General features: G+C 42.8%; 16 protein-coding genes. All 16 read left to right on the top strand.

Translation table 11 applies throughout. The annotated features are described in order from the left end of the window. Positions 1–31: 31 nt before the first annotated feature. Positions 32–1,207, top strand: coding sequence for an ATP phosphoribosyltransferase regulatory subunit (locus AM592_RS13190; protein WP_053604213.1), 1,176 nt, complete (start codon positions 32–34; stop codon positions 1,205–1,207). Then, positions 1,200–1,841 carry an ATP phosphoribosyltransferase gene (hisG, locus tag AM592_RS13185; RefSeq protein WP_053604212.1) on the top strand — a complete coding sequence of 214 codons (642 nt, stop codon included), beginning with the start codon at positions 1,200–1,202 and terminating at the stop codon, positions 1,839–1,841. The genes AM592_RS13190 and hisG overlap by 8 nt, the downstream gene beginning before the upstream one ends. Next, positions 1,838–3,121, top strand: coding sequence for a histidinol dehydrogenase (hisD, locus tag AM592_RS13180; protein WP_053604211.1), 1,284 nt, complete (start codon positions 1,838–1,840; stop codon positions 3,119–3,121). The genes hisG and hisD overlap by 4 nt, the downstream gene beginning before the upstream one ends. After that, the gene (hisB, locus tag AM592_RS13175) at positions 3,108–3,692 is read left to right on the top strand and encodes an imidazoleglycerol-phosphate dehydratase HisB (protein ID WP_053604210.1); all 585 of its coding nucleotides are present in this window, start codon (positions 3,108–3,110) and stop codon (positions 3,690–3,692) included. The genes hisD and hisB overlap by 14 nt, the downstream gene beginning before the upstream one ends. Further along, positions 3,693–4,331 carry an imidazole glycerol phosphate synthase subunit HisH gene (gene hisH / locus AM592_RS13170; protein ID WP_053604209.1) on the top strand — a complete coding sequence of 213 codons (639 nt, stop codon included), beginning with the start codon at positions 3,693–3,695 and terminating at the stop codon, positions 4,329–4,331. It abuts the gene before it with no gap. Then, positions 4,328–5,065: a 1-(5-phosphoribosyl)-5-[(5-phosphoribosylamino)methylideneamino]imidazole-4-carboxamide isomerase gene (gene hisA / locus AM592_RS13165; protein ID WP_053604208.1), complete on the top strand. Its 738-nt coding sequence runs from the start codon at positions 4,328–4,330 to the stop codon at positions 5,063–5,065. The genes hisH and hisA overlap by 4 nt, the downstream gene beginning before the upstream one ends. Beyond that, positions 5,062–5,820, top strand: a complete 759-nt coding sequence (gene hisF / locus AM592_RS13160) for an imidazole glycerol phosphate synthase subunit HisF (RefSeq protein ID WP_053604207.1) — start codon at positions 5,062–5,064, stop codon at positions 5,818–5,820. Before hisA ends, hisF begins: the two co-directional genes overlap by 4 nt. Then, the gene (gene hisIE / locus AM592_RS13155) at positions 5,817–6,446 is read left to right on the top strand and encodes a bifunctional phosphoribosyl-AMP cyclohydrolase/phosphoribosyl-ATP diphosphatase HisIE (RefSeq protein ID WP_053604206.1); all 630 of its coding nucleotides are present in this window, start codon (positions 5,817–5,819) and stop codon (positions 6,444–6,446) included. Before hisF ends, hisIE begins: the two co-directional genes overlap by 4 nt. Positions 6,447–6,623: 177 nt before the next feature. Next, entirely contained in the window at positions 6,624–8,081 is a 1,458-nt protein-coding gene (locus AM592_RS13150; protein WP_053604205.1) for a tetratricopeptide repeat protein, read from the top strand. Positions 8,082–8,250: 169 nt separating this feature from the next. Next, complete coding sequence (trxB, locus tag AM592_RS13145) at positions 8,251–9,201, top strand: thioredoxin-disulfide reductase (protein ID WP_053604204.1); 951 nt, start codon at positions 8,251–8,253, stop codon at positions 9,199–9,201. Positions 9,202–9,431: 230 nt separating this feature from the next. Further along, on the top strand, positions 9,432–9,893 hold the full coding sequence (locus AM592_RS13140) for an 8-oxo-dGTP diphosphatase (protein ID WP_053604203.1): 462 nt from the start codon (positions 9,432–9,434) through the stop codon (positions 9,891–9,893). A gap of 33 nt (positions 9,894–9,926) precedes the next feature. Continuing rightward, positions 9,927–10,814: an RNase adapter RapZ gene (gene rapZ, locus AM592_RS13135; protein ID WP_053604202.1), complete on the top strand. Its 888-nt coding sequence runs from the start codon at positions 9,927–9,929 to the stop codon at positions 10,812–10,814. Then, positions 10,815–11,768 carry a gluconeogenesis factor YvcK family protein gene (locus tag AM592_RS13130; protein ID WP_053604201.1) on the top strand — a complete coding sequence of 318 codons (954 nt, stop codon included), beginning with the start codon at positions 10,815–10,817 and terminating at the stop codon, positions 11,766–11,768. A gap of 50 nt (positions 11,769–11,818) precedes the next feature. Next, entirely contained in the window at positions 11,819–12,769 is a 951-nt protein-coding gene (gene whiA, locus AM592_RS13125; RefSeq protein WP_053604200.1) for a DNA-binding protein WhiA, read from the top strand. 25 nt (positions 12,770–12,794) lie between these two features. Beyond that, positions 12,795–13,052: an HPr family phosphocarrier protein gene (locus AM592_RS13120; RefSeq protein WP_053604199.1), complete on the top strand. Its 258-nt coding sequence runs from the start codon at positions 12,795–12,797 to the stop codon at positions 13,050–13,052. Between the two features lie 156 nt (positions 13,053–13,208). Further along, positions 13,209–14,750: a gluconokinase gene (gene gntK / locus AM592_RS13115; RefSeq protein WP_053606112.1), complete on the top strand. Its 1,542-nt coding sequence runs from the start codon at positions 13,209–13,211 to the stop codon at positions 14,748–14,750. The last annotated feature ends 55 nt before the right edge of the window (positions 14,751–14,805 follow it).

Below are 14,805 nucleotides of genomic sequence, written 5' to 3'. Positions count from 1 at the left end.
TAAGCTTATCTTCAAGGGGTGCTTACTCATCATGTTCATGTTTGAAAAACCGCAGGGAATGAGAGATACTCTTCCTGATTTATATAGTACAAAAGAAAAAATCCGCTCATCTTTGACAGATGTCATTAAAGGCTGGGGCTATCAGCTGATGGAAACCCCGACTCTCGAGTTTTATGAGACAGTTGGATTCAGATCATCAATTTCAGAAGAAAATTTATTTAAGCTGTTGGATCATTCCGGTCAAACACTTGTGCTCAGGCCGGATATGACAGGTCCCATCGCAAGGGTTGCCGCTTCAAAAATTAAAAAACAGCAACATCCCCTCCGCATCGGTTATTCTGCAAATGTTTTCCGGGCTCAAGAACGGGAAGGCGGAAGGCCAGCAGAGTTTGAACAGACAGGTGTTGAATTAATAGGTGACGGTACAATCAGCGCTGACGCGGAAGTTATCGCACTTGCCATCAGCTCGTTAAAAAACGCGGGGCTAAAAGGGTTTCAGGTTGCGATCGGACATATCGGGATCACGGAGGCGCTTCTCTATGAAAGTGTCGGAGACAGAGAGGCATCAAATCGCCTGCGTCGTTTCCTTTATCAAAAAAATTATGTAGGATATAAAGAAGAAGTATACACTCTGCCGCTAGATCCTGAGAAAAAAAGGAAGCTGTTAGAGCTCCCTGAACTCCGCGGTGACATGGATAAAGTCATTCAAGCATCGAGTACACTACTTTCTGAAGAAGGAAAAAAAGCGGCAGATGATTTAAGAAAATTAGACGAAATTTTGAAAGAATACGGATGTACGGAACATATTAAGCTGGATTTGAGCATGGTAAGCCATATGAGTTACTATACCGGGATTCTGTTTGAGATTTATGCAGAAAATGTAGGCTATCTGATTGGGAATGGCGGACGCTATGACCATTTGCTTGATCATTTTCAGGCAGGGGCTCCTGCGACGGGATTTTCGATTCGTACAGACAGGCTGGTCGAAGCATTGCATATCAGTATGGAAGATGCTGAAATTGAAGCTATTGTATTTAGCGAAGAAAATCGCAAAGCGGCGATAAGATTAGCGGACAAAGAGCGCATGGAAGGGAAAAAAGTTGTGCTTCAGGATATCAGAGGTGTAACTAATTTTGAAGAACTGGAAATATCCTTCCAAAACATCACGTATCTGACAGGTGACGGAAAGGAAGAGAAAAATGGATAAACCACTAACGATCGCTATGCCGAAAGGAAGAATATTTGAGGAAGCTGTAACACTTCTGAGAATGGCAGGATACAAACTTCCTGATGAATTTGAAGCTTCCAGAAAGCTGATTATTAATGTACCTGCTGAGAATCTTCGCTTTATTCTTGCCAAGCCGACTGATGTAACGACTTACGTAGAGCACGGAGTGGCGGATGCAGGTATAGCAGGAAAAGATGTTATGCTAGAGGAAGAACGGGATGTATATGAAATTTTAGATTTGAAAATCAGCAAATGCCGTTTGGCAGTTGCCGGTCTGCCTCAGGCTGAAATAGGTGGAGTAGCTCCTCGAGTGGCTACCAAATACCCGAATGTAGCATCAAAGTATTTCCGTGAGCAAGGGGAGCAAGTAGAAATCATAAAATTAAATGGCTCTGTGGAATTGGCTCCTTTAGTCGGACTTGCTGAACGCATTGTTGATATTGTTTCAACAGGGCAAACTCTTAAAGAAAACGGATTGGTAGAAAGCGAAAAAATTTGTGATATCACATCGAGGCTTATTGTAAATCCTGTCAGTTACCGTATGAAAGATAAAATCATTGAAGAGCTGGCTTCAAGGCTTGCGCTCGTTGTGGAAGGGGAACCGGTAAAATGAAGATTACAAAAATAAGTAAAAATTTTAAAATTAAACGTTCCATTGACTACGGAACGGACGAACAGAAAAATACGGTAAAGCACATCATTTCAGAAGTGAGAAAAAACGGTGATTCTGCAGTAAAGTCCTTTACAAAACAATTTGATGGAGTCAATCCGAATCCCGTCGTATCAAAAGAAGAGCTAGCTGCAGCTTACAGCACTCTTGATGTTCACTATCACCAGGTGATAAGGGAAGCGATTGAAAATATAAAGGAATATCATGAAAGGCAACTTCAAACTTCATGGTTTTATCATCGAAATGATGGATCAATGCTCGGACAGAAAGTTACAGCGCTTGATTCTGTCGGTGTTTATGTACCGGGTGGAACGGCTGCCTATCCTTCTACCGTTTTAATGAATGTCATTCCTGCACTCGTAGCGGGGGTTGAACGAATTGTGCTTGTTTCTCCGCCAACGAGAGATGGAGGGCTGGCACCAAGCGTGCTCATTGCCGCAGCAGAGCTTGGAGTCAGTGAAGTATATAAAATGGGAGGAGCCCAGGCAATTGCTGCATTGGCATATGGAACAGAAACGATTGCCAGCGTCGATAAAATTACGGGACCCGGAAATATTTACGTGGCTCTCGCCAAGCGTGAAGTTTTCGGTCATGTAGATATTGATATGATCGCAGGACCGAGCGAGATCGTTGTTCTTGCTGACGGCTCTGTCGCTGCTCATGAAATTGCTGCTGACCTGCTTTCGCAAGCTGAGCATGACATACTTGCATCAAGTATTCTTGTTACCCCTTCAGAGGCTTTTGCAAAAGAAGTGCAAACAGAGGTCGATAAACAATTAAAAGCTCTTCCACGCAAGGATATTGCGGCAAAATCTATTGAAAACAACGGACATATCTATGTAACTGAAAATCTGGAGGAAGCAATTGATGTTGTCAACCAGCTGGCACCGGAGCATTTGGAAGTCATGACAAAGCATTCTCAATCGTTGCTGGGAAAAATCAAACATGCTGGAGCGATTTTTCTTGGACGCTACAGTACGGAGTCGGTGGGGGATTATTTTGCAGGACCGAATCACGTGTTACCCACGAACGGAACCGCCCGTTTTTCCAGCCCATTAAATGTAGCAGATTTTCAAAAACGGTCAAGCATTATCGCCTACAGCAAGAAGGCATTTCTTGAAAATTCGGGAAAAATCGCTTCTTTTGCAAGGCTGGAAGGACTTGAAGCTCACGCTAGAGCAGTAGAAGCCAGAAAACAGGAGGATGGTAATGAGAATCGCTGAACGGACACGGAAAACGAAAGAAACTGATATTGCTCTTTCTTTTTCAATTGACGGAAAAGGAAATTCCAATATCGAAACCAACGTCCCATTTATGTCACATATGCTAGATCTGTTTACAAAGCACGGAAATTTTGATTTGACCGTTAATGCCAAGGGAGATGTCGATATTGACGATCACCATACCACAGAAGATATCGGAATATGTCTTGGTCAGGTTTTGCTTGAAGCGTTAGGTGATAAAGCTGGAATCAAGCGCTACGGTACGGCGTTTGTTCCCATGGATGATGCGCTGGCCCAGGTTAGCATCGATTTAAGCAACAGGCCGCATTTGGAAATGAGGGGAGAGTTTCCTTCCCAAAAAGTTGGTACATTTGATACAGAGCTTGTCCACGAATTTTTATGGAAGCTGGCATTGGAAGCACGTATGAATCTGCACGTGATTGTTCATTATGGCACGAACACCCATCATATGATTGAAGCAGTCTTTAAGGCACTCGGACGTGCGCTTGATGAAGCCACGACGATTGATCCAAGAATTACCGGAGTCCCTTCAACGAAAGGAATGCTGTAGATGATTGGAATTATTGACTATGGTATGGGTAACCTTTTTAGCGTAAAAAAAGCGTTGGAGCGTTTAGATGTTCCATACATTTTATCTGATAAACCTGAAGAATTATCTGATGCCGATGGCTTTATCCTTCCCGGTGTCGGCGCTTTTAAAGATGCAATGAGTCTACTTAGGGAGAGCGGGCTTGAAGCCTTCGTTCATCAAATTGTCGCTGATCAAAAACCGCTTTTAGGAATCTGTCTTGGGATGCAGCTTTTGTTTGACGAGAGCGAAGAATTTAAATTAACAAAAGGGCTGGGTCTCCTTAAAGGCAGGGCGGTCCATATCAACAACCAGGATGAGGATGGACTTCGTTTGAAGGTGCCTCACATGGGATGGAATCGACTAACATTTCATCGTGAAAACGAGCTGCTCAGAGAGGTGAATGAAGGGTATTGCTATTTCGTTCATTCCTTCTACATTACGGAAGCTGAGGAGGACACACTTCTGGCCACCGCGGATTATGGTGTACCAGTTCCTGCAGTTGTCGGAAAAGGAAATGTGTTTGGCACCCAGTTTCATCCTGAAAAAAGCAGTGAAGTCGGTATGGCGATTCTTAGCCAATTTACGAAAATCGCGGCAGAACAGAAGGTGAAAAAATGAGTGCATTTACCTTATATCCAGCTATAGATATGAGAAACGGAAAATGTGTAAGACTTGTTCAGGGAAATTACGATGACGAAACGATTTACGGAGATTCTCCGCTTGAAATGGCTTCGTTTTTCGCCGGTCAGGGTGCAGAATGGATTCACTTGGTCGATCTTGATGGTGCTAAAGCGGGAAAACGAATCAATGACCGCCATGTGCTGGAAATTGCCAAAACGTTAGACGCAAATATTCAGGTTGGCGGAGGAATCAGAAGCGAAAAGGATATCGATTATTATTTAACCAATGATGTCAATCGAGTTATTCTTGGCAGCTCAGCTGTTTCGAACCCGTCGTTTGTGAAAGAAATGCTGAAAAAATACGGAAAGCATATCGCGATTGGGCTTGATGCGAGAAACGGCTTCGTCTCAACCGAAGGCTGGCTTGAGGATTCCCATGTAAAAGCATGCGATTTGGGAAGAGAATTAGCACATGTTGGGGCGGAGGTCTTTATTTTTACGGATATTGCAAATGACGGCATGCTATCCGGCCCAAATGTCGAGAGCACGATTGAGCTTGCTGAAGCCACAGGGAAGGAAGTCATTGCATCTGGCGGAGTCAGCTCATTAGAAGATCTAGAAACGCTTGCAAAAAACAGGGATAAAGGCATTGCCGGAGCAATCGTAGGAAAAGCGCTTTATACAAATCGTTTCTCTGTTGAAGAAGGATTGGAAAAGGTGAAGTCCATATGATTACAAAACGAATTATTCCGTGTCTGGATGTAAAGGACGGACGAGTGGTTAAGGGTATACAATTTCTGGAGCTTAAAGATGCGGGAGATCCGGTTGAGCTTGCTGCTGTCTACGATTCAGAAGGCGCAGATGAGCTTGTTTTTCTTGATATTTCAGCTTCCCATGAAGGCAGAAAAACGATGATTGATGTTGTTGAAAAGGTTGCTGCCGCACTTGCAATCCCCTTTACTGTTGGCGGCGGCATTAATCACCTGGATGATATGAAACGCATCCTCCGGGCAGGAGCGGACAAGGTATCTGTCAATACTTCAGCTGTTTCGCGCCCTGAGCTGATAACAGAAGGCGCCAATTTTTTCGGCTCCCAATGCATCGTGGTTGCGATTGACGCAAAATATGACCCGGAATCCGATACGTACAAAGTATATACCCATGGCGGGCGAAAAGAGACAGATCTAGAAGTTGTCGAATGGGCAAAAGAAGCCGTTATGAGAGGGGCCGGAGAAATTCTATTGACGAGCATGGACTCAGACGGAGAAAAAAACGGCTTTGATCATCGACTGACCAAGCTTGTTTCTGAAGCTGTATCTGTTCCGGTAATTGCTTCAGGCGGTGCCGGCAACGCAGAGCACATGCTTCATGCATTTACGAAAGGGACAGCCGACGCTGCCTTGGCTGCATCAATTTTTCATTATAAAGAGACCTCAATTCATGAAGTGAAAGCATACATCAGAAACCGTGGAGTGAATATTAGATGATCACGATAGACGAGCTAACATTTTCAAAAGATGGACTTATTCCGGCAATCGTTCAAGATGCCTTCAGTAAGGAAGTATTAACGCTTGCATATATGAATAAAGAATCGCTGGAAAAAACGATCGAAACGAAACAAACCTGGTTCTACAGCAGATCCCGGCAAGAGCTCTGGCATAAAGGAGCAACTTCGGGAAATATCCAGCATGTAATCGATATTCGCCAGGACTGTGACAGCGACGCTCTCGTTGTGCTCGTTGATCCGAAAGGACCGGCATGCCACACAGGAAGCTACAGCTGTTTTACCCCGAATGAAAAATCCGAGGCTTTAGAGGTTGGAAGCAGTGAAATATTAAATGAGCTGGAAAAAGTTATTGCAAAAAGATATGCCGATCGGCCGGAAGGCGCTTATACAACTTACCTTTTCAACGAGGGGATTGATAAGATCTGTAAAAAAGTTGGGGAAGAAGCGGCTGAAGTTATTATAGCGAGCAAAAATAGAGATAAAGACGAGTTGAAATGGGAATCGGCAGACTTGCTTTATCATTTGCTGGTACTTCTACGTGAACAGGGGCTTCCATTTGAAGAAGTGCTGCAAACGCTAGCTGAAAGACACGGCAATAAGAAGTAGAATGTATAATTGACAGCTCATCATTTAAATCAGGTGGAGACTCTTCTTCACCTGATTTGTTTAAAGGTGAGGGATTTATCCTCCTTTTTAATTCCCGTTTTCCTTCAAAGAAGCTGTAAGTTATCAATGTAGTATGGTATACTATGCACGGTAATAATCATGAATTGGAGGGTATCTGTGGGAAAATTCATGTTGGAGCATCAGAACAAACCGAAAGTAATAGAGCTTTTGCAAGATGGCCATTACTTTTACCATAAAGGATTAAAAGCATATCGGGAGCGGAACTTGACCAGAGCAAGCAAGCTTCTTCAGCGTGCCATTGTTTTGGAGCCGGAAAACGCATCCATGCTTTATCAGCTTGCTGTCATCTACACTGAAATGGGTCATTACCAGCAGTCAAATGAACTTTTATCATACATCTTAAATCATCTTAAAGACGATATGGCTGAATGCCACTTTTTTATGGCTAATAATTACGCCTATCTCGGATTATTCCATGAAGCGTACAAATCGGCAACGAAGTATTCTGCTGCTGAACCGGATGGAGATTTATGCGAAGAAAACGAAAGCCTGCTTGAACTGCTTGAAATGAGCGATGAGGATTTAAGCGATCCGCATAATCAAGACGATTTACTTGTGAATCAGGATGAAGCGAGATCCCTTCTTGAAGAAGGAATGCTCGATGAGGCGATCCAAATCTTAGAAAAAATTATTAAGGAATATCCTGAGTTTTGGTCCGCATATAACAATTTGGCATTGGCCCATTTTTATGCAGGAAATGTTGACAAAGCCAAACAAACGCTGCAAACCGTTCTTAAAGGAAACAGTGGGAACTTGCATGCCTTGTGCAATCTTCTCGTCTTCTATTATTACGAACATGATGATGAAAAGATGCTGGCTTTAAGTGATAGGCTTTCCAATGTTTGTCCGCTGCTGATTGAACAGCAGTATAAGCTTGGTGCGACGTTTTCACTGATCGGCCGCTTTGATTTGGGATTCAAATGGCTAAAGAAGTTATATAAGACGGGTTTTGAAGGAGACGACACCTTTTATTATTGGCTCTCATGCTCTGCCTATCGAACAGGACGCTTGAAATTTGCCAAGATGGTTTGGAAGCGGATGAAGGAAGAATTTCCTGAGGATAGCCGGATTGAACCGTGGAAGAGTGAATCGGAGAAGCCTCCTGTATATCGGAAAACAGAGGAAAGGGTTGCCGCATTATTTTTCTCTTTCTATACCAATCGGACAAACGAAATTCAGAGGTATCTTCAGTCAGACCGGGTGAAAACACCGTTTGAAACACAAGTCGGTGAGCTTTTGATCCACGGAGAACAGCCGGAAATGAAAGTATCTGATGATGCCCTTTTTGCATTTCGAATGGTAAAATCGGTACATCACGCAGATGGAGAGGCAGGACAAGAAGACGTGTTTTGCTTGTTCATGGCCCATGTTATCCAGCTAATACGCGGTGCTAATTTATCCATGAGGACGCCGCGAGGATGGGCTGCTGCTGTTTATTATTCATGGAAGTGCGCCCAGGATCAGAAAGTAGCTAAAAAGCATGTTGCAGACGCTTTTCAGATCTCTGCGGCTACGTTAACGAAGTATGTCAATCTAGTGGATAGCTTGCTTTAATACGGCTCACCTTGCAGATGATGTCAAGGTGAGTTTCTTTTTTTACGGCGGATCGAATCTCAAGCAAAATAATGGCATGATCATTTGATTTTTTATAGGATATGGGTAAGGATAAATCAATTGGGAAAACTTAAACGCATACGATAGAAAGAAGCAAGGAGTGGATATTATGTCTGAAGAAAAGATTTATGATTGCATTATTATCGGAGCAGGACCTGCAGGCATGACTGCGGCTGTTTATACTTCCAGAGCCAATCTTTCGACATTAATGATTGAAAGAGGCATACCCGGAGGTCAAATGGCAAATACAGAAGATGTTGAAAATTATCCTGGGTTTGACAGCATTCTTGGTCCTGAGCTTTCAAATAAAATGTTTGATCATGCGAAAAAATTCGGTGCGGAATATGCGTATGGAGACATTAAAGAAATTGTCGATGGAGAAGAATACAAAATTGTCAATGCCGGAAACAAAGAATACAAAGGACGTTCAGTCGTTATCACAGCAGGTGCTGAATATAAAAAACTCGGTATTCCTGGTGAGCAGGAATTAGGAGGCCGCGGAGTTTCTTATTGTGCAGTTTGCGACGGAGCATTCTTCAAAAACAAAGAGCTTGTCGTGGTTGGCGGAGGCGACTCAGCAGTTGAAGAGGGAGTCTATCTTACCCGCTTTGCCTCAAAAGTGACGATTGTACACCGCCGAGATGAATTAAGAGCACAAAAAATTCTGCAGCAGCGTGCTTTTGATAATGAGAAAATTGATTTTCTCTGGAATAAAACTGTAAAAGAAATTCATGAGGACGGAGGAAAAGTCGGTAAGGTAACTCTAGTTGACACAAAAACGGGTGAAGAACAAGAATTTACCTGTGACGGTGTATTTGTTTATATCGGTATGCTTCCTCTATCCAAGCCGTTTGAAAATCTCGGCATCACCAATGCGGAAGGCTACATCGAGACAAATGAACGTATGGAAACAAAGGTTGATGGTATTTTTGCCGCAGGGGACATAAGAGAAAAATCGCTTCGCCAAATCGTCACCGCGACTGGTGACGGAAGTATCGCGGCGCAAAGCGTGCAGCATTACGTAGAGGAATTGAATGAGAAGCTGAAGGCTGTTAACTAACTTCAAATCGTTACGATGATTTAACGCCGTTGTAACAGGAGTGAAACAATTTTCAGTTATGATATGAATAGTAATTGACCCCCTTTTATTAAGTATAAATTGTGTGGCACGGAACCTGTTTCCGTGTCCTTTTTTTCGTTATTCCAGACGACGTATATTGCATGGTCGTTGAGTGCATTTGTTATAAAAGGTATAATAGAAATAGATGGATGAAGGATAGGTGACATTTTTTGCAAAGAGTGACCAATTGTTTACTTACATCAGAAGATAAAGCCCTTCTATTACAAAAGCCGCGTCGCGGATGGTGGGTAGCTCCTGGAGGAAAAATGGAAAGCGGGGAAACAGTTCGAGATTCCGTAATCAGAGAATATCGCGAAGAAACAGGCCTGTTTTTGACCAATCCAATTTTAAAGGGAGTCTTCACCTTTATCATTAAAAATGGGAATCAGGTTGTATCAGAATGGATGATGTTTTCTTTTGTCAGCGATTCGTATACAGGAAAAGCACTTCAAGAATCGGAAGAAGGTATTTTAAAATGGCATGGCTTAAAAGAGATAAAGAATTTGCCAATGGCCCCAGGAGATCTTCACATTCTTGATTATTTATTAAAAGGCAACGGCCTTTTGCATGGCAGTTTTACGTATACACCTGACTTTGAACTGCTTTCCTATCGTCTGGATCCGCAGGGGTAAGTAACAAAATAATTAGGCTAGGGGGAGAGCAGCATGGCTTCAAGTACATCTCACGAAATAGAGCTCGTAATTATTACCGGCATGTCAGGCGCCGGAAAAACGGTGGCTATTCAAAGCTTTGAGGATATGGGTTATTTTTGTGTCGATAACCTTCCTCCGTCCTTGCTTCCTAAATTTTTAGAGCTGATGAAGGAATCCAGCTCGAAAATGAGCAAGGTAGCCATCGTCATGGATCTTCGAGGACGCGAATTTTTCAAAACATTAATCGAAGCATTGGATGAAATGTCCGAAGTGACTTGGATAACACCACGAATTTTATTTTTGGATGCTAAAGATCAGATATTGGTGACAAGATATAAAGAAACAAGGCGTTCCCATCCACTCGCTGCAAGCGGGCTGCCTCTGGAAGGGATAGGTCTGGAACGAGAGCTGCTTGAGGAGCTGAAAGGCAGGTCGCAAATCATTTACGATACATCTCAAATGAAACCGAAAGAACTTCGAGAAAAAATCGTACAGCATTTTGCGACGAACCAGGGGCAAACCTTTACAGTCAATATCATGTCCTTCGGATTTAAATATGGGCTTCCGATTGATGCAGATTTGGTGTTCGATGTGAGATTTCTCCCCAACCCTTATTACATAGATTATTTGCGGCCAATGACAGGAAAAGATGAAGAAGTATCATCCTATGTCATGAAATGGAACGAAACTCAGAAATTCCTGGAAAAACTGACCGATCTTTTAACCTTTATGCTCCCTTTTTATAAAAGAGAAGGAAAAAGCCAGCTTGTAATAGCCATCGGCTGTACAGGAGGCCAGCACCGCTCAGTTACGCTTGCAGATCATCTTGGGAACGTTTTTAAAGAAGACTATTACACTTTCGTGTCTCATCGGGACATTGAAAAGAAAAGCAGGCGATAGATGTCTACGAAGCAAAAAATCGTTATTTTTGGCGGAGGTACTGGACTGTCTGTTCTGCTCAGGGGATTAAAAGAGAAACCGATCGATATTACTGCAATCGTCACCGTTGCTGATGACGGAGGGAGCTCGGGAAGGCTTCGCGATGAACTTCATATTCCGCCCCCTGGGGACGTTCGGAATGTGCTTGCTGCCTTATCTGATGTCGAGCCTCTCGTCGAGGATTTATTTCAGCATCGATTCAGCAAAGGCAACAATTTGGTAGGGCATTCTTTAGGAAACTTAATTTTAGCAGCGATGACAAACATTACAGGAGACTTTTTTCATGCGGTAACCGTAATGAGCAAGGTGCTTAATGTCCGCGGCAGAGTGCTGCCGGCTGCGAATACAAGTGTTGTGCTGCATGCTGAAATGGAGGATGGAAAGATTGTTTCTGGAGAATCTGCCATCCCGGCATACGGGAAAAAAATTAAAAAGGTCTTTCTGACCCCGGAAAAAATTGATCCGCTGCCGGAAGCAATTGAGGCGATCCGCGGGGCGGATTTAATCATCATAGGGCCGGGGAGCCTTTATACGAGTATTCTTCCAAATTTGCTCGTACCGAAGATCGGAGAAGAAATTTGCAAAGCACAAGCAAAGAAAGTATACATTTGCAATGTCATGACTCAGCCCGGGGAAACGTTGTACTACAGCGCAGCTGATCATGTAAAAGCGCTAAATGACCACATGAACAAGGATTTCATCGACACAATCATAGTGAATGATGAGGAAATAACGGAAGATTTTAGAGAAAAATATGCAAAAGAACTTGCCCAGCCTGTTCAATTTAATGCGGAAAAGCTAAAAGAGATGGGCTTAGAGGTTATTCAAGACCGGATTATTTCTTATGACAATAACGTCATAAGGCATGATACACACAAAATGGCTTCACTTCTGATAAAATTGGTAGAAAAATGATGATTCTGTAAAAAATACACGTGTTCACTTTTATGAATGGGGGTGGCATTATGTCATTTGCATCTGAGACAAAAAAAGAGTTAACGAACCTTGAGGTAAAGGATTGCTGTGCAAAAGCTGAACTCTCTGCCCTCATTCGTATGAATGGTTCAATGTCTTTTTCAAATAAAAAGCTGGCTGCTGATATTCAAACGGAAAACGCAGCGATTGCTAGAAGAATTTATACTTTAATTAAAATGCAATATGCGGTGCCCGTTGAGCTTCTTGTCAGAAAAAAAATGAGATTAAAAAAGAACAATGTGTATATCGTCAGGCTCACAGCAAATGTGAAGTCGATTTTAGAGGATTTAAAGATCCTTGGAGAGAATTTTATATTTGCAAGGAATATTTCTGAAGAGCTTGTAAAAAAGCGCTGCTGCAAAAGATCCTATATCAGGGGGGCTTTTCTCGCCGGAGGTTCAGTGAATAACCCGGAAACCTCTTCCTATCATTTGGAGATTTTTTCATTATATAAGGAGCACAATGATTCTCTCTGTGATTTAATGAATCTTTTTCATTTGAACAGCCGTACATTAGAGAGAAAAAAAGGATACATTACGTACTTAAAGGAGGCTGAAAAAATCACAGAGTTTTTGAATGTGATTGGTGCTCACAATTCTCTGCTCCGGTTTGAGGATGTTAGAATCGTCCGTGATATGAGGAATTCGGTCAACCGCCTCGTCAATTGTGAAACTGCCAATTTAAATAAGACAATTGGTGCATCACTCAGGCAGGTGGAAAACATAAAATATATTAATGAAAAAATAGGATTGGATGCACTGCCTGATAAGCTTAGTGAAATTGCCCGTCTCCGTATCGATTATCAAGAAGTTACGTTAAAGGAATTAGGGGAAATGGTATCTAGCGGCAAAATCAGCAAATCAGGCATTAACCATCGGCTGAGAAAGCTTGATGAAATTGCAGAGCAGTTAAGGCAAGGCCAATCCATTTCATTTAAATAAAGACAAACGAAAAAGAGGGGATTATATGCTTGAGCGTAAAATGGAAATAAAATTGAAAACTGGTTTGCAGGCAAGGCCAGCTGCATTGTTTGTCCAAGAAGCCAACCGCTATACTTCTGATATTTATTTGGAGAAGGATGGGAAAAAAGTAAATGCAAAGAGCATCATGGGCCTAATGAGCCTGGCTGTAGGCTCAGGCGCTATGATTACACTCATTACAAATGGGACAGATGAACAAGAGGCCCTAGATGCATTGTCCGATTTTGTACAGAATGAGAGCTAGGGAGATCAGATTGGATCCCTTCCTGTCAAACCAGGCAGGATAGGGAAGCATTGGGGTAAAATCTCGAAAAAAACGTAAACGCTTTAATAGATATTGAAACAAATGGAAGCCTTAGCCGAAGCATTGGATTTTGAAAAAGACGAAGGAGGTTTTTTTATGCCCGAGTATATGATTGGAGTAGATATCGGAACAACTAGCACAAAGGCCGTTCTTTTCACAGAAGACGGGAATATGGTCGACAAAGCAAACATTGGTTACCCTTTAATAACTAAAGTTCCTACTGCTGCCGAACAAGACCCCGAGGAAATATTCCGGGCAGTTCTCGATGTCATTAAAGAGCTAATGACGAAAAACAAGCTGATGCAGGAGCAAATCCTGTTTGTGTCTTTCAGTTCTGCCATGCATAGCTTGATAGCTATTGATGAAAAAGGGAAGCCGCTCTCGCCGTGCATTACGTGGGCTGACAATCGCAGCACGAAGTGGGCAAAGGAAATCAAAAATAACCTGAATGGCCATGAGATTTACATGCGGACTGGCACCCCGATTCATCCGATGTCGCCGCTTAGTAAAATTCTCTGGATATATAAAGAAGACCAAGACCTTTTTGCCAGCACACATAAATTTATCGGCATCAAGGAATATGTTTTTAGCAAATTGTTTAACCGATACGTTGTGGACCATTCGCTTGCTTCGGCAACCGGCTTAATGAATTTAGAAGAGCTTGATTGGGATAAAGAGGCACTTGAGGTTGCCCATATCACACCGGATCATCTGTCAGAAATCGTTCCTACGACGTTTTCACTCCAAGGAATTGTTCCGGAATTTGCCCAAGAGATGGGGCTCTCAGAATCAACTTCATTTATCATTGGAGCGAGTGACGGGGTCTTATCCAATTTAGGTGTAGGCGCAATCGGAGAAGGAGTTGTCGGCTTGACAATCGGCACGAGTGGAGCGATCCGTACGGTCGTGGATAAACCTGTCGCAGATCCGAAGGGAAGAATCTTTTGTTATGCGTTAACGGAAAAGCATTGGGTAATCGGGGGACCGGTCAATAACGGAGGAATTATCTTCAGATGGATACGCGATGAATTTTCCGCTTCAGAGGTTGAAACTGCTAAACGTCTCGGATTAGACTCCTATGAAGTATTAAGCAGAATCGCTGAAACCATCAAGCCGGGATCTGATGGATTAATTTTTCACCCGTACCTGGCAGGAGAAAGGGCGCCTCTGTGGAATGCGGACGCGCGAGGATCATTCTTCGGTCTTGCAATCCACCATAAAAAGGAACATCTGATTCGGGCAGCGCTTGAAGGTGTGCTGTACAATTTGTATACCGTGCTGCTTGCACTAAAAGAAATTACAGGGACGCCAAAGGAGATCAACGCGACTGGCGGCTTTGCGAGATCAGCTTTATGGCGGCAGATGCTGGCTGATATTTTTGATCAGAATGTCATCGTCCCTGAAAGTTTTGAAAGCTCTTGCTTAGGTGCTGTTGTCCTAGGAATGTATGCAACTGGAAAAACAGAATCGTTAGATATCGTAAAAACGATGGTCGGTACAACTCACACCCACGAGCCGATTAAAGAGCACGTAGAAGTTTATCAAAAGCTTTTGCCTATCTATATCAGGCTCTCCAGAAAGCTGGAAGAAGATTATCAAAGCATAGCCGACTTTCAAAAAAGCCAGCTTACAGAATAAACGCTTGACCCCGCTTTTGTTGTGCGGGGCTTTTTTACGCAATTTTAAGAAAATG

Source organism: Bacillus gobiensis (assembly GCF_001278705.1).
In the GTDB taxonomy this organism is placed as follows: Bacteria; Bacillota; Bacilli; order Bacillales; family Bacillaceae; genus Bacillus; species Bacillus gobiensis.
The sequence above is the reverse complement of the archived record's forward strand: the minus strand, read 5'-3'. Positions and strand labels throughout refer to the sequence as shown.